Raw genomic sequence first — 22,229 nt, 5'->3', positions numbered from 1 at the left:
CACCTCGGTGCCGGCGGCGAGGACTTCCGCGACATCCGGATCATCTCGACGAAAGAATGAGAGCCTCCAATCTCGACACCGAATTCGATGGAGGTCCGGATGTCATATTTGCGATTACTGGGTAGGCGCTTTACCGCGCTCCTCGGTGCGACAGCATGCGCGATTCCGATGCTGGCGGTCTGCGCCTCGTCGGCACACGCGGCCCCGAGGGCGGGCGCCGTCGCGTCCCCGGCGATCACCGTGCCGGCGGCCGGTAGCCACGGCTTCCCGTTCCAGGCGGAGGAACCGGCGCTTCTCGCTGCCAAGGGGTACGTGGAGCGTGAGTTCCTGTTCGGTGGCACGGCTACCGCCTACAACAGGAACGGCGCGTTCGGGTCGGATGGGCGCTGGCAGGTGACTCCAGGCACGCAGGCTCCCTATCAGAGCCGCATGCTGGTCCGTTATCCGGCGGACCCGGCGAAGTTCAACGGGACCGTCCTGGTCGAGTGGTTCAACGTCAGCGGCGGCATCGACGCGCAGGTGGACTGGACGACCATGCGCGAGGAGATCCTGCGCTCCGGCTACGCCTACGTCGGAGTCTCCGCCCAGCAGCTCGGCATCAACGCGGCGGGAGAATACCCCGGCCTCAAAGCCTGGGACCAGGCTCGATACGGAACCCTCAACCACCCCGGCGACCAGTACTCGTACGACATCTTCTCGCAGGCGGCGCAGGCACTGCGCACTCCGAACGGGCCGAACCCGCTGGGGACACTGAAATTCAGGAAACTGCTCGGGGTCGGCGAGTCCCAGTCCGCGATGCGCCTGACGACCTACGTCAACGCGGTGGCTCCGGTGGCCCGGGTGTACGACGGGTATCTCATCCACAGCAACATGGCGGTACCGACGCCGCTGAGCGCCGACCCGTCCGAAAGGATGCCCAACCCGACCCTCATCCGCACCGATCTGAGGGTGCCGACCTTCGTCGTGCTGACCGAGACCGACATGACACTCCATGTGTCAGCCCGGCAGCCGGACTCGGCGACTGTGCACACCTGGGAGCTCGCCGGCACCTCCCATGCCGACCAGTGGCTTCTCACCACCGGGCAGCCCGTGTACGAGCGCATGTTCGGCAGGCCCGTTCCGCCCCGGGACTGCGGGGCGAACACGGCCCCGATCAACGACGGCCCGGCGCACTACTCCCTGAACGCCGCACTGTCGGCCATGAACCGGTGGATACGCGGTGGGCCAGCGCCGGCCACCGGCGCGCTCCTCGCCATGGAGGGCAGCACACCGGTCCGTGACCCCGCGACCGGGCTCGCCCGCGGCGGCGTCCGGCTTCCTGACGTCACGGTGCCCACCAGGACCCTGTCCGGACAGCGCCACGCCGAGGGCCTGGCGGCCCTGTTCTGCGGACTGTTCGGTGCGACCGACCCCTGGAACGGCGACACCGACCCCTGGGACAGGCACGACGCGGGCGACCCGTCCAACCCGACCGCGCCGCAGACCGCGGAGCCGGTGCTCAGCCAGCTCTATCCGACCCACGCCGACTATGTGAACAAGGTGCGGGCGGCGGCGTGGACGTCGGTGCTCCGAGGCTTCCTGACGCCTGCGGATGCCAGGACCATCGTCACCGCGGCCAGTAACTCCACCATCGGCGGCTGACCGGGCCCTGCGGTACCGGGAAGCAGGCCAGGCCTGCGACGGTGGACTGCCGTCGGCACACCCGCCGGCAGTCCACCGTCGAGGACGGCTGTCCGGCCGTGGCGAACGGTGCGCAGCGCTGCTGACGACCGCGACCGCGAGGTCGACGATGTTGCCCCGCATGAGGAACTGCTTGAACCCGGTGAGGCCGGGCCGGATGAGCCGGGTGGTCGGTTCGACGACCCCTCGGCCGTGGTCGACGAACCTCCTGAGACCGAACACGGGCGCTCCCTGACCTCCCGAGGGGACATTCCGGCGGGGCAGGACCTCGGCGGATGCCGAGGTCGGTGCCGAGTCCGGTTATCTCCGGCGAAGCGGGATCTAACCGCTGCTGGTGGTAGCCGCCGCCCGCGAAAGCCCGACCACCTGCCGAACTGGGCGGGCACCGGTGCGACCCAGGATCTCCGATCTTCGTTCGATGGGGTGTTGACCTCGACCATGCTTGAGGTTCTGGACTGGTCCGGTGACGAATCCTCAGCGAGAGTCCGTGGCGGCGAACGACCCCTCGGCCCTGTTGGGCGCGTACGAGCACGCGTTCAACACGAACGACGCACGGGCGATGAACGACCTGTTCGCCGACGAACCCGTCTTTGTCAACTTCGGTGGGCAGCTCGTCCACGGCAAGGCGGACCTCTACCGCGCCCAGGAGTTCGTCTTCGGGCCAGGCGGGCCTCTCGAACACGTGCGCGTGCGGTACCTCGTGCTCAGCACGATCTTTCTGTCCACCGACGTGGCCGTGGTCCACTCACGGCAACGTTCCCTCGCGGCGGATGGTGCCCTTGTCGAGACTGACACGGACCCGATGGAAGCGATGTTCACAGTCGTTCTCACGATGAACGGCGGGCCCTGGCGGATCCGAGTCGGTCAGAACACTCCCGTCACCCGTCCGTAAGGCGCCGGTCCCACCCACTCCGGTGCAGCGCACCGGCGCCCCGCCTCGACTCCGGCGCCAGGCATCCGGAAGGGGGTCCCAGGGGAATCTCCCAGTCGTCGGATGGCGGCTCTAGCGTAGTCGGCGGCTGGCTGCCGTCAGCCCCGTCAAAGGGAGTCTGCATGACGATCGGGCGCCTTCCGGTGCTGGCGGTGGCTGTCGCGTTTCTCGCGGCGGCCTGCGGGTCGGACTCGTCTCCTCCCGCTCCGAGCACTGGCAGTGAGGTGGGGGTGGCGACCCCTTCCGTCGCCGCGTCGGGGCTGGAGTCAGTGACCCTCGCCGTCCCGGCGGGGATGGACGCCGCTCCGCTGGACACGCAGCGGCAGGCGCTCGTGCCTCCCGGCTGGACACTGTCCGTGTTCGCCAGGGTCCCGTCGGCCCGGCATGCGGCCTGGGCCCCGGACGGCACCCTGCTCGTCTCCGTGCCGGAGAACGGCACCGTCGTTCGGCTGGTGCCCGACGGACGAGGCACCGCGGCCGTGTCCGAGCTGCTGACCGGACTGAACCAGCCGCACGGCCTCGCGTTCGCCGACTCGACCCTGTACGTCGCACAGAGCGACCGTGTCGACGCCTACACCTACGCGGACGGACAGGCCACGAACCCGCGTCCGGTGGCGACAGACCTGCCCAACGCCCGCAGCCCGGACCTGCGCGGGCGATATGCCCACGCGCTGAAAAGCGTCGCCGTCGGCCAGGACGGGTCGGTCTACGTCTCGGTCGGCTCGACCGGCAACATCAGCGTCGACGATCTGACGGCGACACCACCGCGGGCCTCGATCCTGCGGGTGCCACCGGGCGGCGGGCCGCCGGAGCCGTTCGCCGTGGGTGTCCGCAACGGCACCGCCCTCGGCGTCGCACCCGACGGGGCGGTCTGGACCGCGGTCAACAACCGGGACAACATCCCGTTCCCGTACGACCGCCCCTACGGCGACGACTCGGGATCAGCGCAGGGGCGAGTGATCGAAGAGTATGTCCGGGACCATCCGGTGGAGCCCTTCGCGAGACTCACCCCCGGGCGGAACCTGGGCTGGCCCTACTGCAACCCGGACGCCGACGTCGACCCCGGTGTCCGCGGTTCGCGTCAGGACTTCTCCGACGTGCCGTTCGTCCGTGACATCCAGCTGAACCCGGACGGCCAGCTGCTCGACTGCGCGGCACTCCCGCCGGTCGAACAGGCACTGCCCGGCCACTCCGCACCGCTCGGCCTGTCGTTCGTCGACGGAGACCTCCCGGGCGACTACGCCTCCGGCGCGCTGGTGGGCGTACACGGCTCGTGGAACGCGTCGCCGCCGCGGGCCCCGGAGGTGTCGTTCTTTCCCTGGCGCGACGGCGACCTGGGCGGGCAGCAGACCCTGGTAGGCGGATTCCAGGCCGCGGACGGCTCCCGCTGGGGCCGCCCGGTCGCCGCGATCGCTGGACCCGACAGCGCGGTCTACATCACCGACGACGCCGCCGGCGCCGTGTACCGGCTTGCTCCCCCCGCAGGCTGAACGAGCCGCGGTGCGCTTCCTCGAAGGACAGCGGTGAGCGTGGCAGCAGCGCGCAGCAGTATCGGACGGGGAAGCGGTATCGGACGGGGAAGCGGCGCCCGACGGGGAGACGTCGTTCACCGCACCGCCTACGATGTGCGCATGAACCCCTTGCGCCGCATTCTGCTCGGCGCGGGTCAGCTGCCCGCGCCGTTGCGCGACGAACTCGAAGCAGAAAAGCTTGTTCTGTTGGCGGAGGGCCTGCCCGGATCGATCACCTATCGGCATTATCGGGCGCCCGGGCAGCGGTCCAACTGGCGAAAGGAGGCCGTGACCGGGGCGATCGCGGTGACCGCCCTCCGTCTTGTGGTCTGGGCCGGGCGAGGAAAGAACATTGACGTGCCACTCGCCGGGCCGTTTCTGGCCGCGATCGAGATCGGTCTCGAATCCCCGAACCAGGTGCGGTTCGCCTACGACGCCGGGAAGTTCAGCCCGGTCAGGTCCGGCGCCGTGGAGGTGCGGCTACGGACCCCCCGGGCCGCCGACGTCGTCGCACTGCTCGCGCCGTAGCGGCGGCTGTCGCCCGCGCCCGGTTCGCGGGCGCGGGCGCGGGCGCACGGCAGCCCGTCACCGCGGGCGGTCGGTGCCTCGGGTGAACAGGGCGACGCACAGCACGAGAAGTGGCCCGCAGACCAGCAGCCCGGCCTCGGGCCCGACCAGCGTCCACAGTCCGCCGGCGGTGATCGTCGCGACGACCCGGCCGGCGCTCTGCAGCCCGGCGAGCGCGCCGAACACCGCCCGGTGCGTCTCCGGCGGGGTGAGCCGCCCGGCGCCGGTGTACTCGGCGGCGTCGACCGCGCCGGCGGCCGTGCCGGCGAGCAGGAAGCAGACGGTCATCGTGGTCAGGTCACCCTCGCCGGCGAAGGCGAAACCGGCGTAGGCGCCGAGCAGGAGGGCCGCGCCGGTCGCGATCACCCGGCCGGCCCCGAACCGGTCGGCGAGCCGGCCGCCCCACACGGCCGCGGCGGCGCAGGAGAGGTGGAACAGGCCGTAGAGCACGGCCACCGCCTGGAGCTGGCTGAGCCGCCCGGCGCCGTCGGGCAGCAGCTTGGTGGCGCGCAGCAGCAGAAGCACGGCCGCGATGTTGGACGCCTCGTAGCAGACGATGCCGAGCGTGAGCCGGCGCAGAGCCGGCTGGCGCAGCAGCGCGAGCTCGGGCCGGGTCTGGGCCGCGGCACCGTGGTCGAGCGCGTTCCGCCCGCTCAGCGTGCCGTGTGCGCTCACCGCGATCGCGGCGACCACCGGGACCAGCGCGAGCAGGATCACTGTCCGCACCTCGACGAAGGCCAGCAGCAGCGCTGCCACGAGCGCGCCGAAGGCGGCGCCGAGGGCTCCCACGGAGCGCTCGAAGCCGAGCCGGGCGCCGAGCTGGCCCGGGGCGGAGGTCGAGCTCGCCACCTCCAGCAGCGGTGGGGTGCCCAGCCCGCGGGCCACCCACGATCCCGACCGGCACGCTCCGGCCTGCCACACGGCGTTGCTGCCGGCCAGGAAGGCGGCCGCCAGCGCAAGCCCGGCGTTCCCGGCAATGGCGAACGGCCCGCGCAGCCCGGGCCGGCGGTCGGAGAGCTTCGTCGCGCCGGCCCGGGCCGCGGTGCCGCCGGCGCGCCCCGCCGCCTCGATGCCGGCGAGTGCGATCGGCGCGGCGCCCAACGTTCCGGCGATGAACGGTGCGACGACCGCTGTCGTGCTCTCCAGCCCGACGGCGGAGAACAGCAGCGGTAGCCGCGTGTGGGCGAGCGACGCCGGCCCCTGACCTGCCGCGGCGGCGGGCGGGCTCGTTGCGGGGGCGGCGGGAGGCTTGTTGTCTGCGCGGCCTCGCGGCGCGGCGGGAGGCGAAACCGACACGCCGGGATCGTACGGTGCTTTCCGTCGGCGGGGGACAGGTCCTGCCTTGTCGGTCACCTGACGGGACTCCGGCGGGCCCTGGGCGCCACCGGCCGCCACCGGCCGGCTGCCCGCGGCGCGGGCCTCCCGACCGCCGGTCCGGTCCGTCCGACAACGTGACGTCGCCGCCCGAAGGAGGCTCCGACACGGGCTTCCGTGCGATCCGCACAATGCGGCGGGAAGTATGCCTCCGGAATGCTCCCGGGACGGCACGTTTACGTCGTCATGCGCCCGGGAATGGCCGATTCACCGCAGGTCGTCCGACCTGCGGATGCGACCTGTGGATGCACGGTCCGGGGCCGACGTGATGCGACTGTCGGTGCGGCGGCCGGGCGCCGTCCGGCTTTGCGTGTCTGCTGTCCACGAGTCGCTTTCGGCGGCTCGATGTGGGGTGGTGAAAACGGCCTATGGGAATCAGACAAGCCCGTCGACCCTGTGAAACTCATGAGGTCGGCCGGGATCTTTGCCGGCGTCCCGGCCGTGACCCGGGAACGGCCGGATCCGCCGGTGGTGCCCCGAGCCGTGCTGCTCCGTGCAGCGGTATCCCGAACCGCCGGTGCGGTCGGTCCGCGCTGGTCGGGGTGGGAGCGCTGGTGCTGGCGGCGGTGCTGGCCCTGGGCGCCTGCGGCGGTTCCGGTGCTGGCGGCGACGCTGGCCCGGTGCGGCTGACCTGGTACGTCTACAACGAGTCGTCCGGTGCGTTCGCGAAGGCGGCCGCCGACTGTTCGGCCGGGTCGGCCGGGCGGTACACGATCGGCGTGAACGTGCTGCCGAACGATTCGGACGGGCAGCGCCAGCAGCTGGTGCGGCGGCTCGCCGCCGAGGACCCGTCGATGGACATCCTCGCGCTGGACGTGACCTGGACCGCCGAGTTCGCCGAAGCCGGCTGGGCGATGCCGTTCCCGGCGGCGCAGGCCAGGACGCTCACCGACGGGATGCTGCCGGCCGCGGTGGAGACCGGAACCTGGGAGGACCAGCTCTACGCGGTGCCGCTGAACACCAATGCCCAGCTCCTGTGGTACCGCAAGGACCTGGTTCCGCAGCCGCCGCGCACCTGGGACGAGATGCTGGCGGCGGCCCGGCGGCTGGCGGAGGAGGGCAAACCGCACTACGTCGAGGTGCAGGGCGCGCAGTACGAGGGCTACACCGTGCTGTTCAACTCGCTGGTGGCATCGGCCGGCGGGCAGATCCTCAACGACGACGGCACCGAGGTGGAGCTCGGCGCACCGGCGGAGCGGGCCGTCGAGGCGATCCGGGCGCTGGCGGACTCGCCGGCCGCCGACCCGTCCTGGTCGAACCAGCGGGAGGACGACAACAGGCTGGCCTTCGAGACGGGTTCGGCCGCCTTCCAGCTGAACTATCCGTTCATCTATCCGTCGGCGCGGCAGAACAACCCGGAGCTGGCGGAGCAGATCGGCTGGACGCAGTGGCCGACGCTGGTGCCCGGGCAGCCGTCGCACAGCACGATCGGCGGCTACAACCTGGCGGTCGGCGCCCACAGCCGCCACCAGGCCGAGGCGGCCCACGCGATCGCGTGCATCACCGGCCGGGACAACCAGATCCGCAACGCGATCGACGGCGGGCTGCCGCCGACCCTCGAGGACCTGTACACCGACCAGCGCTTCATCGACGGTGGCTACCCGTTCGCGGCGGCCATCTACACGGCGCTGCAGAACGCCAGCGTGCGGCCGCAGACGCCGGCCTACCAGAGCGTGTCGCTGCAGATCGCGCACACGCTCTCCCCACCGTCCTCGGCGAGTACCGGCAGGCTCTCGCAGCTGCGCGGGGCGATCGCCGACGCCCTCGAGTCGAAGGGACTGGTGCCGTGACCGTGGCTGTGAACGGAGCGGAGCACGGCAACGGGCCCGGTCCGAACGAGGCGGAGAGACAGGGAAACGAGGCGAAGAGGCGGGGGAGGCGGGGGAGAGCGCCGCTGTCAGCGCGGGCGCGGGCCGAACGCCGGCTCGGCTGGGCGCTGTGCGCGCCGGCGGTCATCGTCATCCTGGCCGTGACCGCCTATCCCGTCGGGTACGCGGTCTACCTGTCACTACAGCGTTATGACCTGCGGTTCCCCGCCGACTCCGAGTTCGTCGGGCTGGCGAACTACGGGACGGTGCTCTCCTCGTCGCTGTGGTGGCAGGCCCTCGCGGTGACGGCGGTCATCACCGTCATCTCGGTGGCGATCCAGTTCGTGCTCGGGCTGGCGCTCGCGCTGGCGATGCACCGCGCGATGATCGGCCGCGGTCTGATCCGGACGGTGATCCTGATCCCGTACGGGATCGTGACCGTGGTCGCCGCCTTCGGCTGGCGGTACGCGTGGACGCCGGACACCGGCTACCTGTCCGGTCTGTTCGGGGACGCCGCCCCGCTCACCGAGCAGGCCCAGGGCATCGGCGTGATCGTGCTGGCCGAGGTGTGGAAGACGACGCCGTTCATGGCGCTGCTGCTGCTCGCCGGGCTGGCGCTCGTCCCGGAGGATCTGCTGCGGGCGGCGAAGGTGGACGGGGCCACCGCCTGGCAGCGGCTGATCCGGGTGATCCTGCCGTTGATGAAACCGGCGATCCTGGTCGCGCTGCTGTTCCGGGTCCTGGACGCCTTCCGCATCTTCGACAGCATCTACGTGCTGACCGCCGGGGCGTACGACACCCGGTCGGTGTCGATTCTCGGTTACGACAACCTGTTCACGGCGCTGAACCTGGGTGTCGGCTCCTCGTTGTCGGTGCTCATCTTCCTCGTCGTCGCGCTCGTGGCGTTCGTGTTCGTCAGGGGATTCGGAGCCGCCGCGCCGGGTGGGGAGGACCACCGCTGATGACCACCGTCACCTCGTCCGCCGCCGCTTCGACCCCCGCCCCTGCCTCCACCGCCGGCCGCCGGGCGGGGGCCGCCCGGCGCCCGTCACGGGACCGCACCGCGCTGGCGGGCTGGTCGGCGGCGAACCTCGTCATCGTCACCCTGTCGCTGATACCCCTGCTGTGGCTGGTATCGCTGTCCTTCAAGACCCCGGGCAGCATCACCGACGGCCATTTCATCCCGCGGGAGTGGACCCTCGAGAACTACCGGGAGATCTTCGGAGAGTCCCTCTTCACCCGGGCACTGCTGAACAGCCTGGGGATCGCGCTCATCTCCACCGTGCTCGCGGTGGCACTCGGCGCGATGGCCGCCTACGCGATCGCCCGGCTCGCCTTCCCCGGCAAGCGACTGCTCGTCGGCCTGGCGCTGCTGATCGCCATGTTCCCGCAGATCTCCCTGGTCAGCCCGCTGTTCAACCTGTGGCGCCAGATCGGTATCTTCGACACCTGGATCGGGCTGATCATTCCCTACCTGACGTTCTCCCTGCCGCTGGCGATCTACACCCTGTCGGCCTTCTTCCGGGAGATTCCCTGGGATCTGGAGAAAGCCGCACAGGTCGACGGGGCCACCCCGCGGCAGGCGTTCCTGCGGGTCATCGCCCCGCTGGCCGCACCGGGCATGGTGACCACCGCGATCCTGGTCTTCATCTTCTGCTGGAACGACTTCCTGTTCGCGATCTCGCTGACGTCGACGGAACAGTCGCGGACGGTCCCGGCGGCGATCGCGTTCTTCACCGGTGCGTCGCAGTTCGCCCAGCCGATCGGGTCGATCGCGGCGGCGGCCGTCGTCATCACCATCCCCATCATCGTCTTCGTCCTGTTGTTCCAACGTCGGATCGTCGCCGGGCTGACCTCCGGCGCGGTGAAGGGATAGGCCCGGCCATGGCGGACATCGTTCTCGACCACGTCACCAAGAGATACCCCGACGGCCGGCTCGCGGTGGACGACGCCAGCCTCTCCATCGCGGACGGCGAGTTCGTCATCCTCGTCGGCCCGTCCGGGTGCGGGAAGTCGACCACCCTGAACATGATCGCCGGCCTGGAGGACATCTCCTCCGGAGAGCTGCGGATCGGCGGGAAGGTGGTCAACGACCTGGCGCCGAAGGACCGCGACATCGCCATGGTGTTCCAGAGCTACGCGCTGTACCCGCACATGTCGGTGCGCAGGAACATGGGCTTCGCGCTGGCGCTGGCGAAAAGGCCGAAGGAGGAGATCAACCGGAAGGTCGAGGAGGCCGCCCGGGTGCTCGACCTCACCGAGCACCTGGACCGCCGGCCGGCCCAGCTCTCCGGTGGGCAGCGGCAGCGGGTCGCGATGGGCCGCGCCATCGTCCGCTCGCCGAAGGCGTTCCTGATGGACGAGCCCCTGTCCAACCTGGACGCCAAACTGCGGGTACAGATGCGCACCGAGGTCTCCCGCATCCAGAACCGGCTCGGCACGACGATGGTGTACGTCACCCACGACCAGACCGAGGCGATGACGCTGGGCGACCGGGTGGCGGTGCTGCGAGCCGGGCGGATCCAGCAGATCGGCACGCCGACCGACCTGTACAGCCGGCCGGCGACCGTGTTCGTCGCCGGTTTCATCGGCTCACCCGGGATGAACTTCGTGCCGGCGGCCCTCGAGGAGGGCGAGCTGCGCACCCCCCTCGGGGCGATCGTCCCGGACGAGCGGCAGCGGCGGCTGCTCGACGGCTGGAACGGGACGGCGGACGGCGGCCGGTCACTGATCGTCGGGGTGCGGCCCGAGCACTTCGAGGACGCGGCCCTGGAGGCGGTGAAGGACCGTCCGGGACTGCGGTGCACGGTCACGGTGGACGTGCTGGAACGGCTCGGCTCGGACAGCTACGCCTACTTCACGCTCCAGGGCGGGCGCGCCCGGACCGCCGACCTCGAGGAGCTGGCCCACGACGCCGGGACGGTCGAGCTGTCCAGCGGGGCGGAACAGGTCGTCGCCCGCCTCGACGCGGCCAGCCGCATCCGCGAGGGCGAGAAGGCCGAGCTGTGGCTGGACGCCCACCAGTTGCACCTGTTCGACCCGGACACCGGCCGCAACCTGGATGCCCCGGTCACGGCCTGACGCGGCCGGGCGCCTGGGCCCGGCCACCCCAGGCAGCCCTCGGCCCGCCAGGCCCGCCAGGCCCGCCAGGGACGTTAGGGAAGGAGCCAGTCGACGGGCTCGGAGCCCTGGGCGACCAGATGGTCGTTGGCGCGGCTGAACGGCCGGGAACCGAAGAAGCCACGGTCCGCGGAGCGTGGCGACGGGTGGGCGGACTCGATGGTCGGGGTGGAGGGCAGGAACGGGCGCAGGCTACGCGCGTCGGCGCCCCAGAGGATCGCGACCAGCGGGGTGCCGCGGGCCGCCAGGGCACGGATCGCCTGCTCGGTGACGTCCTCCCAGCCCCTGCCCCGGTGCGCGCCAGGCTGGCGCGGCGCCGTCGTCAGCACCCTGTTCAACAACAGCACCCCCTGCCGGGTCCACGGCGTGAGGTCACCGTTCGTGGGCCTGGGCACGCCGACATCCGCGGACAGCTCCTGGAAGATGTTCACCAGGCTGCCCGGTAGCCGGCGCACCTCGGGTGCCACCGCGAAGCTGTACCCGATGGCCATGCCCGGGGTCGGGTAGGGATCCTGCCCGACGATGAGGACGCGGACGTCGTCGAAGGGCTGCTGGAAGGCCCGCAGCACGTGCTCGCCCGCTGGCAGGTAGCTGCGCCCCGCCGCGATCTCCGCGCGCAGGAAGTCACCCATGGCGGCGACGCGGTCCGCCACCGGCTCCAGGGCCTTCGCCCAGCCTGGTTCGAGGATGTCCTGGAGAGGTTGCGCCGGCATGACCGATCACCCTATCGGGGGTGCCGCGCCCCGATGCGGGGCCGTGTCGCGCTGCCTGACGATGCTGCCCGGCGATCAGAAGGTGACGCTGCCGGTGGGTGACTCGCCGAGGCGGAAGCAGGTGTCGTTGTCACGCAGGTAGCCGAAGGCGAACGCCTGGGCGCGCTGGCGGGGCGTGCCGTGGGCGCCCTCCGAGGTGGCGGTCTCGCGGTCGAACCAGCCGCGGTCGCGGGTGTCGCCGAGGTTGAAGAACAGCAGGGCGCCGGAGAACGCGTCGCCGAGGTCGAGGCGGTCGGCGTCGGTGGCGAGGCGTGCCTGGCTGCCGGCGAGGCAGTCGGCCTGGTTCTCCTCCGCGCGGGACACGACTCCGACGCGGCCGGAAAGGGTGGACGCCCGATGGGCCAGTTCATGCATGATCACGTACATCGGGTAGGACGGGCCGCCGACGTCGTGCAGCTCGGTCATGAAGTCGACGCTGTAGGCGATGGTGTCGTCGGCCGTGCAGTAGAGGGCGTTGCTGGCGAACGCGGCCGGGTCTGACTCGCCTTCCGAACAGGCGATGGGCGGGATCTCGCCGTCGCGGTAGGCGATGTAGCGGGGCGCCGTCCACCGCCCGCCGAGCTCGCCGGTCCAGTAGGTGTTCACCGAACCAGGGCAGCCCGCCGGCTCGGAGATGATCGCCTCGACGTCCTGAACCGTCTCGACGGGGCCTCCACAGCTCCCGGCGGGTGCCTGCTGGCCCACGGACGCGGCGCCGTCTCCGGCGGTCGTCGACTCCAGCCCGGCGCATCCCGCCAGCAGACTGCTTCCGAGTACAGCGGCGAGCATGCTCGCCAGGACCGTGCGCCTGACCCCCATACCGCCACCGTATGGGCTCGAGTGGGCGGATGGTCCGATTCGTCGGCGCCTGGACAATCCGGGCCGGGTGGCGGCCAGGCCGGGGCTGCCCCAGGGGCCCACACCGGTCACCATCTCATGCAAGACCTCTTGCATGAAATGGCGGGCGGTGCGACTGTCATCGGTGACATCCACTGGTTCGGCACCTTCTGGAGGCGGCTGTGACGACCTCGGAGCTCTCCGCGGGTCCGTTGGATCCCACGCGCGACGACCGCAAGTCGGCTGCCCTGGCAGCCCGGCGTGTGCATGCCGATGCCGGGGCGCGGGTCGTCGGCAGTTTCCGGGTGGGCCGGGAGATCCTGCGCAGCGCCCAGATGCGCCAGGCCGGTGCCGGTTCCGACCAGATGGATCCGGATGACGAGTTCTGCCCGGTCTTCTTCCTCGACGGCGACACCCACCGCCGGCGGCGGACGTCGATCGCCCGCTTCTTCACCCCGAAGGCCATCAGCTCCCGCCACCGCCTGGTCATGGAGCGCACCACCGACGAGCTGCTCACCAGGGTGCGGGCCGACGGGACGGGGCGGCTCGACGAGCTGAGCTACAAGCTGGCCGTCGCGGTCGCCGCGGAGATCGTCGGCCTGACGAACAGCAATCAGGCCGGTATGGCGAAACGCATCCAGGCGACCCTGCTCGGCACCCGGCTACGCGGCATGCATCCCGTCGTCCGCTTCGGGGCTCAGGCCGTGACCGCCGTGCACGGGATCCGGTTCCTCCTCCGTGACGTGCGCCCCGCGATCAGAGCCCGCCGGGAGCGGCGGCAGGAGGATGTGATCTCCCACCTGATCGAGGAGGGCTACCCGGACAAGGCGATCCTCATCGAGTGCATGACCTATGCCGTGGCCGGCATGGTGACGACCCGTGAGTTCATCGTGATGTGCGCCTGGCACCTGTTCGACGACGACGCCCTGCGCGCCCGCTTCGTCGCCGGCGACGAAGCGGACCAGGTCGCGATCCTCGAGGAGATCCTCCGCCTCGAGCCGGTCGCCGCGATGCTGCACAGGCGTGCCACCGAGGACGCCGACCTGGGAGTGGACGCCGTCAGGGCGGGAGAGCTGGTCGCGGTCAACATCCGGGCCGCCAACGTCGACCCGGAGACGGTGGGTGCCTGCCCGCACGCCCTCGACCCCGATCGTGCCGGCCGGCAGAAGGTGGTCGGCTCCTACATGAGCTTCGGCGACGGCAGCCACCGGTGCCCCGGCGCGCAGGTGGCGATCGCCGAGACCCGGGTGTTCCTGGACGCGCTTCTGCGCCTGCCCGGCATCCGCCTCGAACGCGCCCCGGACATGACCTGGTGCGACGGGCTCATGAGCTACGAGCTGCGCGGCGCGGTCGTCACCTGCTCACCCGCCTGACATCACCAGACCGAGAGCACCCGGCCGGCCTTCGTGACCAGGCGCCTGAACGGTCAGTCGGTCAGCCGCAGGCCGAGTGGGTCGCGTCAGGTAGTGGTCACACCGGGGTAGGGGGGTTGCGTGGGCGGTCGGTAGTGGCCGTCGACGACCCGCTGGATCTGCCTGCGGAGTTCCTTCTCGTCCGCGTCGGGATCCCTGCCGCTGAGCCTTATCGGCTTGATCCCGGCGAGGAAACCCGCCGGCTGGTAGTCGCCGACGATGACCGGGACCACCGAGCGGCCCTGCCCGGCGGGGTCGTTGCGCCAGGCCTCCATCCAGACGGCCTGGGCCCGCGGGCGGGCCTCGAGGTTCGCCGAGACGATGACGATGGTCCGTTCCGCCACCGCCATGGCCTCCTGGAGCTGCCAGGTGACGTTGTTCGCCGCCTGGATGTCCCAGGTCTCGATGTGGACCTTGTAGGCCTTGTCCTTCTCCAGCGCGTGGGCGATCCACGCGCCCCAGCCCTCGTCCTCCTCGGCCGCCGCGATCAGGAAGTCCCAGCGGACCGCGTCGTCGGGGAGGGCGTCGCCGCTGTCCGCCCCGGCGAAACTCGTCGCCGGGGCCGGGGCCGGGGCCGGGGCGGGAGCGGGGGCGGCGACGTCGGCTCCGTCATCGGGTACCTCGAGCGTCCAGTTGGTCTCGCCGGGAACGGTGAGCCACGCCTTTCCGCTGAACTTGGGGACCCGGACGTCCACCTCGCGATAGGAGCCCGGATCCAGCCCGAGCAGTTCCTGGGCCGCGGTGTCGCCGTAGAACTCCGACGACATGATGACCGCGAGATTCACCGAGGGGTTGGCCGTGAACACGGCGCGGATGGGCGGTGAGTCGATCAGTCGGTTGCCGACGATGACCGCGTCCCCACCCCAGCCGGTCCCGTCCTCGACGACGTCGCCGTGATGAAGGGACAGCCGCAGCCGGATGCGGCCGGACGTACTGCGCGTCCGGTTGTAGCTGCGCAGGCCACGGCGTACCTCCTCGACGAGATCCGCCGCGATCACCGCCTTCGGAACGTCGCCGGAGACCACGGCCACCAGGCCGTCGCCGGTGTCCTGGCGGGTGACGGCCGACGCGGGGATCCGGGCGTCGGCAAGCGCGTCGTCGACGATGGCGCGAAGGCCGTCGCGGATTCCCAGCTGCACCATGACACCGTTGCGGCTGTAGCCGACGGCATCGAGCACGATGACGGTGCCGGGCAGAGGCAGCCGGCCGCGGGTGCCGTAGCGGCTCTCGGGCCTCGCGGGCTGGGTGTCGGCCTCGGTGTCGGCCTCGGTCCTGCCGGCCGCGAGTCGGACCGCCGCGCGCCGGGCCGCGGCCAGGCCGGCCGCGAAAACGGTGTTCGCCGGGTAGGACCGCTGCGCCAGCTCGAGAATCCGCAGCCGGCCGCCTTCCACCAGGCCGTCGCCCAGGGCGTCGTTCACCGCCTCCCAGCGGGCGGCCGCGGTGTAACCGGCCGGCAGGGAGCCCCTGCTGAAACCGGCCTGCGCGAGCAACTGGTCGGCGGTCCGCGGTTCGTAGAAGACGTTCGCGAGTTCCGCGACGTCCTCCCCCCGGAGCCGGCGAAGCCGCCTCACCTCGTCTGTCATGGAAACCCCCGTGCATGCCAGGACGACGCGCCTGCTGCCCACCGCCAGCTGTCACACCGTCGGGTCGGCTGCGTGACGCACCGGTCGCGATCGGCGTGATCGTACCGCCGGCCCGCGAAGTGGCTCGACGGGAAGCGTCCAGACCAGATCGATCGACTCGTCCGGGCGCAGAGCCTGCCAGTCCGCCCGAAGGACGTTCAGCCGAGCGGCGGCGCGCGCCGGCAGGTCCGGCGGGAAGGACGGGGCGTCCGTGCGGTAGACCTGCCAGGCTGACGCGATGTCGGCGGGGTTCGGCGGTACGTTCTGCTCGACCGCGCCGTGCACGGCGCCGGCGACGATCTCCGCGAGCCGGATCTCGCGCTGGTTGGCTCGTTTCAGGTCACGGGAACGCTGGTGACCGTCGTGGCGGAGCCGGCCGGCCACGACGGACATGCTGCCGAACATCGCCCCGGCGGCGATGCTGCCCCAGACGCCCCGGCGCAGCCTGAACTCGTGTTCGGCCACGAAGTGCGCCAGGTCGTGCGGCACGCTGAACGTCCGGTCGTAGGAGTGCATCCGCAGCGACACGCCGTCCGGGCGTTCGACGGTGGCGACAGAACCGCCTTCGCCACCCTTCGGGCCGTCGAGCCGGCGGAAACTCACGCGCATGCTGTCAGCCTGAAGCCCCGCCCGCCGGCTGGCGAACCGTTTTCCACCGCCGTGCATGCGCGGCCGCGGTGCTGCCAGAAGTGTGGTGCCGGGCAAGGGGCTTGTTCGGCTGGACGTCAGTGGCCGAGAAACCGTCGGACGTCGGCGGCGTCCGCGCGGAGCGAGGCGGTGACCTCGTCGGACAGCGGGGCGAACGGGGTGAGTTCGACGGTGCCACCCGGCATCGCCCAGGTGGCGACCGCCTTGCCGTCGACCAGCGCGATCGGCCGGAAGATGCCGTTGGTGGTGACGACCGACTGGTGCCCACCGACGATCCAGTCCCGTGAGACCCAGCCGTGCAGGACCGGATCAAAGCTGCCCAGCAACCTCGGCGCAGGCAGGGCGGGTGCCGGAGCCGGCTCTGGCCCTTCTGGCTCTGGCTCCGCACTCAGCCTGCCTGCCGGCCCCGACCGTTCGCGCAGGTCGACGAGACCGTTCCCCAGGCCGGTCAGGTGGAGCCGGCAGGCCTGGCGCCTGCCGGCTCCTCGTAACTACATGATCAGTGGAGAACCTGGACGGGAACTACTTCTGGATCCACAGCTCCTCGGGGAGCAGCGAGCCGAGGCCGTACTGGGTGAGACCGCCGACCTTCTCGCCCGAGACGGCGCCGAGGGCGACCCGCTGGAGGAAGACCCCCGGCGTGACGTCACCCAGCCGTTGCTGGACGGTCTCGTAGGCGCTCCGGCGCTCAGCCTCCACCGTCGAGGTCCGACCGGTCATCAGAGCCTCGTTGAGCTCGGGGTCGTTGACACCGGGCACGTTGGTGGCCGAACTGCCGTTGAAGGCCGACCACAGCCGCGGCTCCGGGTCCTGGAAGAACGCCGATGTGACGTAGGTGTCGAAGTCGTTCGTCACGCGCAGTTTGGCGATCTCGGCGAGCTGGACGACCTTGACCTCCACCTTGACGTTCTTGAAGCTGCTGAGCTGGGCCTGCACGTTCTCGGCGATCGCCCGGTTCTCGGAGCTCGGGAAGCTGGTGAAGGTGAAGGACACCGGCTTGCCCTCGGCGGCCAGTTCGTCGAACAGGCGCTGCGCGAGCTCCCGGTCGAAGTGCCGCAGCGGCTCCTCCGAGTAGAAGGGGGAGGAGTCGTCGAACAGCGTCTCGGCGGGCTGCCCGTCGCCTTCGTAGACGGCGAGGTTGAGCGACTCCAGGTCGATCGCCGCAGCGACCGCCTGACGGGCCCGGATGTCGTCGAAGGGTGCCCGGCGCATGTTGAGCGTCATCAGGATACCGCCGTTGACGGGCTTGAGGATGCTCGGCAGGCCGTCGTCGGCGGCCTTGTGGAGGTTGACCCAGTCGGATTCGACGGCGATGTCCGCGCCTCCGGTGAGCAGGGTGTTGTAGCGCTGCCTCGCGTCGACAGCCGACCGGATCGTGAGGCTGTCGAGGTAGGGCCGCGGCGCGTCCCAGTAGCGGGTGTTCTTCACCAGGTCGATGTCGGCCTGCCGGGTCCACTTCTTCAGTGTGAACGGACCGGCGCCGATCGGATTCGTCTCGAACGCCTGGGGGCCACCCTGCAGGGCCGCGGGGGAGGCGACCCAGTTCAGTCCTGTTCCGAGGACGACATCGGGGAAGTTCGGCATCGAGGCGGCCATCGAGACCTTCAGGGTGGTGGCGTCCACCACCTCCGTGGAGGCGATATTCGTGGCGTCCCCGCGGTAGACCGAACCGACCGCGGGGTCCTTGTGGCGTTCCCAGTTGGCCTTGACCGCGGCTGCGTCGAACGGGCTGCCGTCGGAGAAGACCAGCCCCGGACGCAGCCGCAGCTCGAAGGTGGAACCGTTGTCGCTGGTCGTGAAGGACTCGGCCATCTTGTAGACGACCTCGCCCTTCTCGTCGTCAATCATCAACGTGCCGTACAGGGCGTTACCCAGGACAGCCGTCGCCGCGTAGGCGTTTCCGAGCTTGGCCGGGTCCAGGCTGCTCGTCTCGGCCAGCATGAGGATCCGCCCGTGCCCGCCCGCCACCGGGTCCCCGGCGGCGCCCGAGGTGGTGGCGGGGCCTTCGTCACCACCGCTGTCATCGCCACCACCACCGCACGCGCCCAGGAACAGCGCCATGCAGCACATGGCGGCGGTGGCGAGTAATCGCCTCGTACGGATCATTGTCGTCCTCTCCAGTTTTTGGATGTCCGGATTGTCGAAACGGCGCTCGCCTCCGGGCGGTGTGAGGGCAGCCACCGCCACGAGCCGGCACGGGGGTCGCCCGCGCGCAATCCACCCCATGCCTCCCGGCAACCGCGTTGCCCCGCCTCGGCCGGGGCGGGGCAACGCGGTTGCCGTGGCGTTTCGCCAGTCGCGGGGCACGGGTGGATCGGTCGGATGCGCCTCCAGGGCCGTGGGGAGTGAAGTGTGTCACGCGTTTTTGGTGAAGTCAAAGTCTACTTTTGCGCATGACTAGCTAGCTCGAACTGCAAGAACGTCGTTCTACATCGAGGTGCACTGAGGGCTCCCATCCGGTGACGGCCCTGGCGGCAGTGCTGTCCTGCGCCGGGAACGGGCAGGTCAGGTCACGCCTCCGGTCGAGCGGTGGCTGCTTCTCGGCGAGGCGTCCTCGGCGATGCGCTCTCGGCGAGGCGTCCTCGGCGAGGCCCCATGGCGGTGGGCCAGTCGCCACGGGGGCGGCCCGGGAGCGGCTCCTCTGCGTCCGTCAGCCCTTCACTGCGACGATCACCGCGGCCTTCGTGGCTGTTTCTCCGATCGCCCGGCGCAGGCGGGCGCCCGATGACCCACGCCGGCCCGAGGGCACGAGACGTCCGACGGCCCGGTGCATGTGACCGCCGGTTCGGTCAGGGTCAGAGCGCATGCTGGAGAAACTGTCCTGGGTACGTGCTCCCCGGCTGCTCGGGACACTGAACACTGGTACAACCTCGGTCGAGGAGGATTGAGTCCTCGCCGTCACGGATCGGGAGTTCCCATGGTGAAAGAACCCAGACGGCGGCGCTGGAGTGCCGATGACGTCCCGGACCTGAGTGGGCGGACGGCCGTCATCACCGGCGCGAACTCCGGGATCGGATTCGAGGCCGCCAAGGTGCTCGCCGCCCGCGGGGCGACGGTCGTGCTGGCCTGCCGTAACCCGGCCAAGGCGCAGGAGGCCCTGAACACCATCCGGGCTGCCACCCCCGAGGCGGACGTCTCCGTGCTGGAGATGGATCTCAACTCCCTCGCCTCGGTGCGCAAGGCTGCCGAGGCGCTGCGTGCCGAGCGGCCGGTCATCGACCTGCTCGTCAACAACGCGGGCGTGACCTTACTGCCCTACGGCCTGACCGCGGACGGCTTCGAGCTGCATTTCGGAGTCAACTACCTCGGCCACTTCGCCTTCACCGGGATCGTCCTGGACGCCGTTCTGGCCGCGGAGGCCGGGCGGATCATCACGGTCGGCAGCAACGCGCACCGCATGGGGAAGATCGACTTCGACGATCTCCACTTCGCGGAGGGCTACCGGCCGTTGCGGGGCTACGCACGCTCGAAGCTCGCGAACCTGCTCTTCGCGTTCGACCTGCAGCGCCGCCTGGAGGCGGCGGGTTCCTCGGCCCGATCCCTCGCCGCCCACCCCGGTGGCGCGAACACGGAGATCCTGCCGTCCGTCGGCCCGGTCAGGCGAAGGCTCAAGCGGGTGGCCGACCGTATCCCCAACCCGATCGTGCACTCCGCGCACATGGGCGCCCTGCCCACCCTGCGCGCGGCGACCGACCCGGCGTCGAAGGGCGGCGAGTACTACGGCCCGCGTGGCCTGCTCAAGATGACCGGCCCGCCCGTCCTGGTCAGGCCGAGCACCGCGTCACGCAGCACCGAGACCGCCGAGCGCCTGTGGGAGCACTCGGAGCGGCTGACCGGAGTGACCTACTCGCTCTGAGGCGTGCCCAGATCGGTCTTCGGGCTCCCCCGTCGCCGCTGCAGCGGCGACGGGGGCGGGGTCCGCCATGAGGCAGACTTGACGGGTGACCGACGATGATCCGTACCGCTGGCTCGAGGATGTCGGCGGGGACGCCGCGCTCGCCTGGGTGCGGGAGCGCAACGCCGAGGCGTTCGCCGAGCTGACCCGTTCCGGCACCTTCACCGCGCTGCGCGACGAGATCCGCGAGGTGCTCGACGCGGACGACCGGATTCCCTATCCGGTCACGCGGGGCGGATATCTCTACAACTTCTGGCGGGACACGGCCCATCCGCGTGGCCTGTGGCGTCGCACGACGCTGGCGTCCTACCGGGAGGCCGCCCCGGACTGGGAGATCGTGCTCGACGTCGACGCGCTCGCCGACCGCGAGGACGAGAACTGGGTGTGGCACGGCGCGCAGGTGCTGCGCCCCGACCACCGGCTGGCGCTGGTCGAGCTTTCCCGCGGTGGTGCTGACGCCGGGGTGATCCGCGAGTTCGACCTGGTCGCCAAGGCGTTCGTGGACGACGGCTTCCTCCTGCCCGAGGCCAAGAGCATGGTCGGCTGGATCGACGAGGACCGGATCTACGTCGGCACCGACTTCGGTGAGGGCTCCCTGACGTCGTCCGGCTATCCGCGGGTCGTCCGGGAGTGGCAGCGTGGCACTCCGCCAGAGGATGCCGTCACCGTGTTCGAGGGCGAGCCGGACGACGTCTCGGTCGGCGCCTACCACGACCCGACCGAGGGCTTCGCCCGCGACTTCGTCCACCGCAGCGTCGACTTCTACCGCGACGAGACGTACCTGCGTACCCCGACCGGGCTGGTCCGTCTCGACGTCCCGGACGACGCGTACACCTCGGTCCACCGGGAATGGCTGCTCATCGTCACCCGGTCGGAGTGGGTCATCGGCGAGGACACCTACCCGGCCGGCGCCCTGCTCGCCGCCGACTTCGACGCCTTTCTCGCCGGGCGACGGGAGCTCACAGTCCTCTTCGAACCGGACGAGCGCACCTCGCTCGCCGGCCACGCCTGGACCCGCCACCATCTGATCGTCGCCACGCTGCAGGACGTGAAGAGCCGGCTGACCGTGCGCACTCCGACAGCGCAGGGATGGACGTCGGCGCCGCTGGCCGACCTCCCGGACACCGGCTCCGCCGACATCTTCGACACCAACCCCGACGTCGACGACGAGTACTACCTCAACGTCAGCGGCTACCTCCAGCCGGCGTCGCTGTACCGCGGAGACATCGGCGCGGAGCCCGAGATCCTCAGACAGGCGAGGGCCTTCTTCCCGGCCGAGGGCCTTGCCGTCAGCCAGCATTTCGCCGTGTCGGCCGACGGAACCCGCATCCCCTACTTCGCCATCGGCACCGGAGAACCCGGGCCGACGCTGCTCTACGGGTACGGCGGTTTCGAGGTGTCGCTGACACCCGGCTACAGCGCCACCGTGGGGCGCGCCTGGCTGGCCCGCGGCGGTACCTACGTCGTCGCCAACATCCGCGGTGGCGGCGAGTACGGGCCGAAGTGGCACCAGGCGGCCCTCCGGGAGAACCGGCTGCGCGCCTACGAGGACTTCGCCGCCGTCGCCGGGGACCTCGTCGACCGTGGCGTCACCACCCCGGCCAGGCTCGGCGTCGAGGGCGGCTCCAACGGCGGCCTGCTCACCGGCGTGATGCTGACCCGCTATCCGGAACTGTTCGGCGCCGTCGTCTCCTCGGTACCGCTGCTCGACATGCGCCGCTACCACCAGCTGCTCGCCGGAGCCTCGTGGATCGCCGAGTACGGGGACCCCGACGACCCGGCTGCCTGGGCGTCCATCAGCGAGTACTCCCCGTACCAGAACGCCCAGCCCGGACGGCCCTACCCGCCGGTGTTCATCACCACCTCGACCCGGGATGACCGCGTCCATCCCGGGCACGCGCGCAAGATGGTCGCACGGCTTCGCGAGTTCGGCTACGACGTCCGCTACTACGAGAACATCGAAGGTGGTCACGGCGGCGCAGCCGACAACGAACAGGCCGCCCACCGGTCGGCCCTGATCTACGAGTTCCTCTGGCGCACCCTCGGTCCCGCCCCGGCTGTGGCCGAGTAGC

Annotated in this window: 18 protein-coding genes and 1 pseudogene; 11 read left to right on the top strand and 8 right to left on the bottom strand. The window is 70.8% G+C overall.

Annotation, left to right across the window (positions count from 1 at the left end; all coding sequences use genetic code 11):
* Window positions 1-99 precede the first annotated feature (99 nt).
* Window positions 100-1,641: an alpha/beta hydrolase domain-containing protein gene (locus B207_RS0110425; protein WP_026310912.1), complete on the top strand. Its 1,542-nt coding sequence runs from the start codon at window positions 100-102 to the stop codon at window positions 1,639-1,641.
* Window positions 1,642-1,752: 111 nt separating this feature from the next.
* On the opposite strand, the pseudogene B207_RS41285 reads toward B207_RS0110425, so the two are convergent.
* Window positions 1,753-1,902 (bottom strand): annotated as a pseudogene (locus B207_RS41285) (MscL family protein); the annotation flags it as partial.
* Between the two features lie 265 nt (window positions 1,903-2,167).
* Here B207_RS41285 and B207_RS0110420 point away from each other — a divergent pair.
* The 3 genes from B207_RS0110420 to B207_RS0110410 all read left to right on the top strand — a co-directional run bounded on the left by B207_RS0110420 (window position 2,168) and on the right by B207_RS0110410 (window position 4,650).
* Window positions 2,168-2,572, top strand: a complete 405-nt coding sequence (locus B207_RS0110420; protein WP_018636474.1) for an SgcJ/EcaC family oxidoreductase — start codon at window positions 2,168-2,170, stop codon at window positions 2,570-2,572.
* Between the two features lie 161 nt (window positions 2,573-2,733).
* Complete coding sequence (locus tag B207_RS0110415; RefSeq protein WP_018636473.1) at window positions 2,734-4,101, top strand: PQQ-dependent sugar dehydrogenase; 1,368 nt, start codon at window positions 2,734-2,736, stop codon at window positions 4,099-4,101.
* Between the two features lie 141 nt (window positions 4,102-4,242).
* Window positions 4,243-4,650 (top strand): hypothetical protein, encoded by a 408-nt coding sequence (locus tag B207_RS0110410; protein ID WP_018636472.1) that lies wholly within the window; start codon window positions 4,243-4,245, stop codon window positions 4,648-4,650.
* A 57-nt stretch (window positions 4,651-4,707) separates the two neighbouring features.
* Here B207_RS0110410 and B207_RS0110405 read toward each other — a convergent pair whose 3' ends face one another.
* On the bottom strand, window positions 4,708-5,985 hold the full coding sequence (locus B207_RS0110405; RefSeq protein ID WP_018636471.1) for an MFS transporter: 1,278 nt from the start codon (window positions 5,983-5,985) through the stop codon (window positions 4,708-4,710).
* Window positions 5,986-6,605: 620 nt separating this feature from the next.
* On the opposite strand from B207_RS0110405, the gene B207_RS0110400 reads away from it, so the two are divergent.
* The 4 genes from B207_RS0110400 (at window position 6,606) to B207_RS0110385 (ending at window position 10,952) form a co-directional block, all read left to right on the top strand.
* Window positions 6,606-7,853 carry an ABC transporter substrate-binding protein gene (locus tag B207_RS0110400; protein ID WP_018636470.1) on the top strand — a complete coding sequence of 416 codons (1,248 nt, stop codon included), beginning with the start codon at window positions 6,606-6,608 and terminating at the stop codon, window positions 7,851-7,853.
* Between the two features lie 104 nt (window positions 7,854-7,957).
* Window positions 7,958-8,833, top strand: coding sequence for a carbohydrate ABC transporter permease (locus B207_RS0110395; RefSeq protein WP_035740474.1), 876 nt, complete (start codon window positions 7,958-7,960; stop codon window positions 8,831-8,833).
* Window positions 8,833-9,747, top strand: a complete 915-nt coding sequence (locus B207_RS0110390; RefSeq protein WP_018636468.1) for a carbohydrate ABC transporter permease — start codon at window positions 8,833-8,835, stop codon at window positions 9,745-9,747. The genes B207_RS0110395 and B207_RS0110390 overlap by 1 nt, the downstream gene beginning before the upstream one ends.
* Window positions 9,748-9,755: 8 nt before the next feature.
* Window positions 9,756-10,952 carry an ABC transporter ATP-binding protein gene (locus B207_RS0110385; protein ID WP_018636467.1) on the top strand — a complete coding sequence of 399 codons (1,197 nt, stop codon included), beginning with the start codon at window positions 9,756-9,758 and terminating at the stop codon, window positions 10,950-10,952.
* A 74-nt stretch (window positions 10,953-11,026) separates the two neighbouring features.
* Here B207_RS0110385 and B207_RS0110380 read toward each other — a convergent pair whose 3' ends face one another.
* Window positions 11,027-11,704: a uracil-DNA glycosylase gene (locus tag B207_RS0110380; protein WP_018636466.1), complete on the bottom strand. Its 678-nt coding sequence runs from the start codon at window positions 11,702-11,704 to the stop codon at window positions 11,027-11,029.
* A 75-nt stretch (window positions 11,705-11,779) separates the two neighbouring features.
* Window positions 11,780-12,562 (bottom strand): neutral zinc metallopeptidase, encoded by a 783-nt coding sequence (locus B207_RS0110375; RefSeq protein ID WP_018636465.1) that lies wholly within the window; start codon window positions 12,560-12,562, stop codon window positions 11,780-11,782.
* Window positions 12,563-12,762: 200 nt separating this feature from the next.
* Here B207_RS0110375 and B207_RS0110365 point away from each other — a divergent pair, with 200 nt between their 5' ends.
* Window positions 12,763-13,953 (top strand): cytochrome P450, encoded by a 1,191-nt coding sequence (locus B207_RS0110365; RefSeq protein ID WP_018636464.1) that lies wholly within the window; start codon window positions 12,763-12,765, stop codon window positions 13,951-13,953.
* Window positions 13,954-14,039: 86 nt separating this feature from the next.
* On the opposite strand, the gene B207_RS36805 is transcribed toward B207_RS0110365, so the two are convergent.
* The 4 genes from B207_RS36805 to B207_RS0110345 form a co-directional block, all read right to left on the bottom strand.
* A complete protein-coding gene (locus tag B207_RS36805; RefSeq protein WP_154675262.1) occupies window positions 14,040-15,575 on the bottom strand; it encodes a TIR domain-containing protein in 1,536 nt (511 codons plus the stop codon).
* 51 nt (window positions 15,576-15,626) lie between these two features.
* On the bottom strand, window positions 15,627-16,223 hold the full coding sequence (locus B207_RS0110355) for a hypothetical protein (RefSeq protein WP_195905273.1): 597 nt from the start codon (window positions 16,221-16,223) through the stop codon (window positions 15,627-15,629).
* A 116-nt stretch (window positions 16,224-16,339) separates the two neighbouring features.
* On the bottom strand, window positions 16,340-16,654 hold the full coding sequence (locus B207_RS0110350; RefSeq protein ID WP_230204960.1) for a DNA glycosylase AlkZ-like family protein: 315 nt from the start codon (window positions 16,652-16,654) through the stop codon (window positions 16,340-16,342).
* Between the two features lie 130 nt (window positions 16,655-16,784).
* The gene (locus B207_RS0110345; RefSeq protein ID WP_026310911.1) at window positions 16,785-18,368 is read right to left on the bottom strand and encodes an ABC transporter substrate-binding protein; all 1,584 of its coding nucleotides are present in this window, start codon (window positions 18,366-18,368) and stop codon (window positions 16,785-16,787) included.
* A gap of 811 nt (window positions 18,369-19,179) precedes the next feature.
* On the opposite strand from B207_RS0110345, the gene B207_RS0110340 reads away from it, so the two are divergent.
* Together B207_RS0110340 and B207_RS33390 are read left to right on the top strand one after the other, a co-directional pair.
* A complete protein-coding gene (locus B207_RS0110340; protein WP_018636459.1) occupies window positions 19,180-20,118 on the top strand; it encodes an oxidoreductase in 939 nt (312 codons plus the stop codon).
* 85 nt (window positions 20,119-20,203) lie between these two features.
* Entirely contained in the window at window positions 20,204-22,228 is a 2,025-nt protein-coding gene (locus B207_RS33390) for a prolyl oligopeptidase family serine peptidase (protein ID WP_018636458.1), read from the top strand.
* Window position 22,229 lies beyond the last annotated feature (1 nt).

Source organism: Parafrankia elaeagni (assembly GCF_000374165.1).
Lineage (GTDB): Bacteria > Actinomycetota > Actinomycetes > Frankiales > Frankiaceae > Parafrankia > Parafrankia elaeagni.
This window is presented reverse-complemented; position numbering and strand designations above follow the sequence as displayed.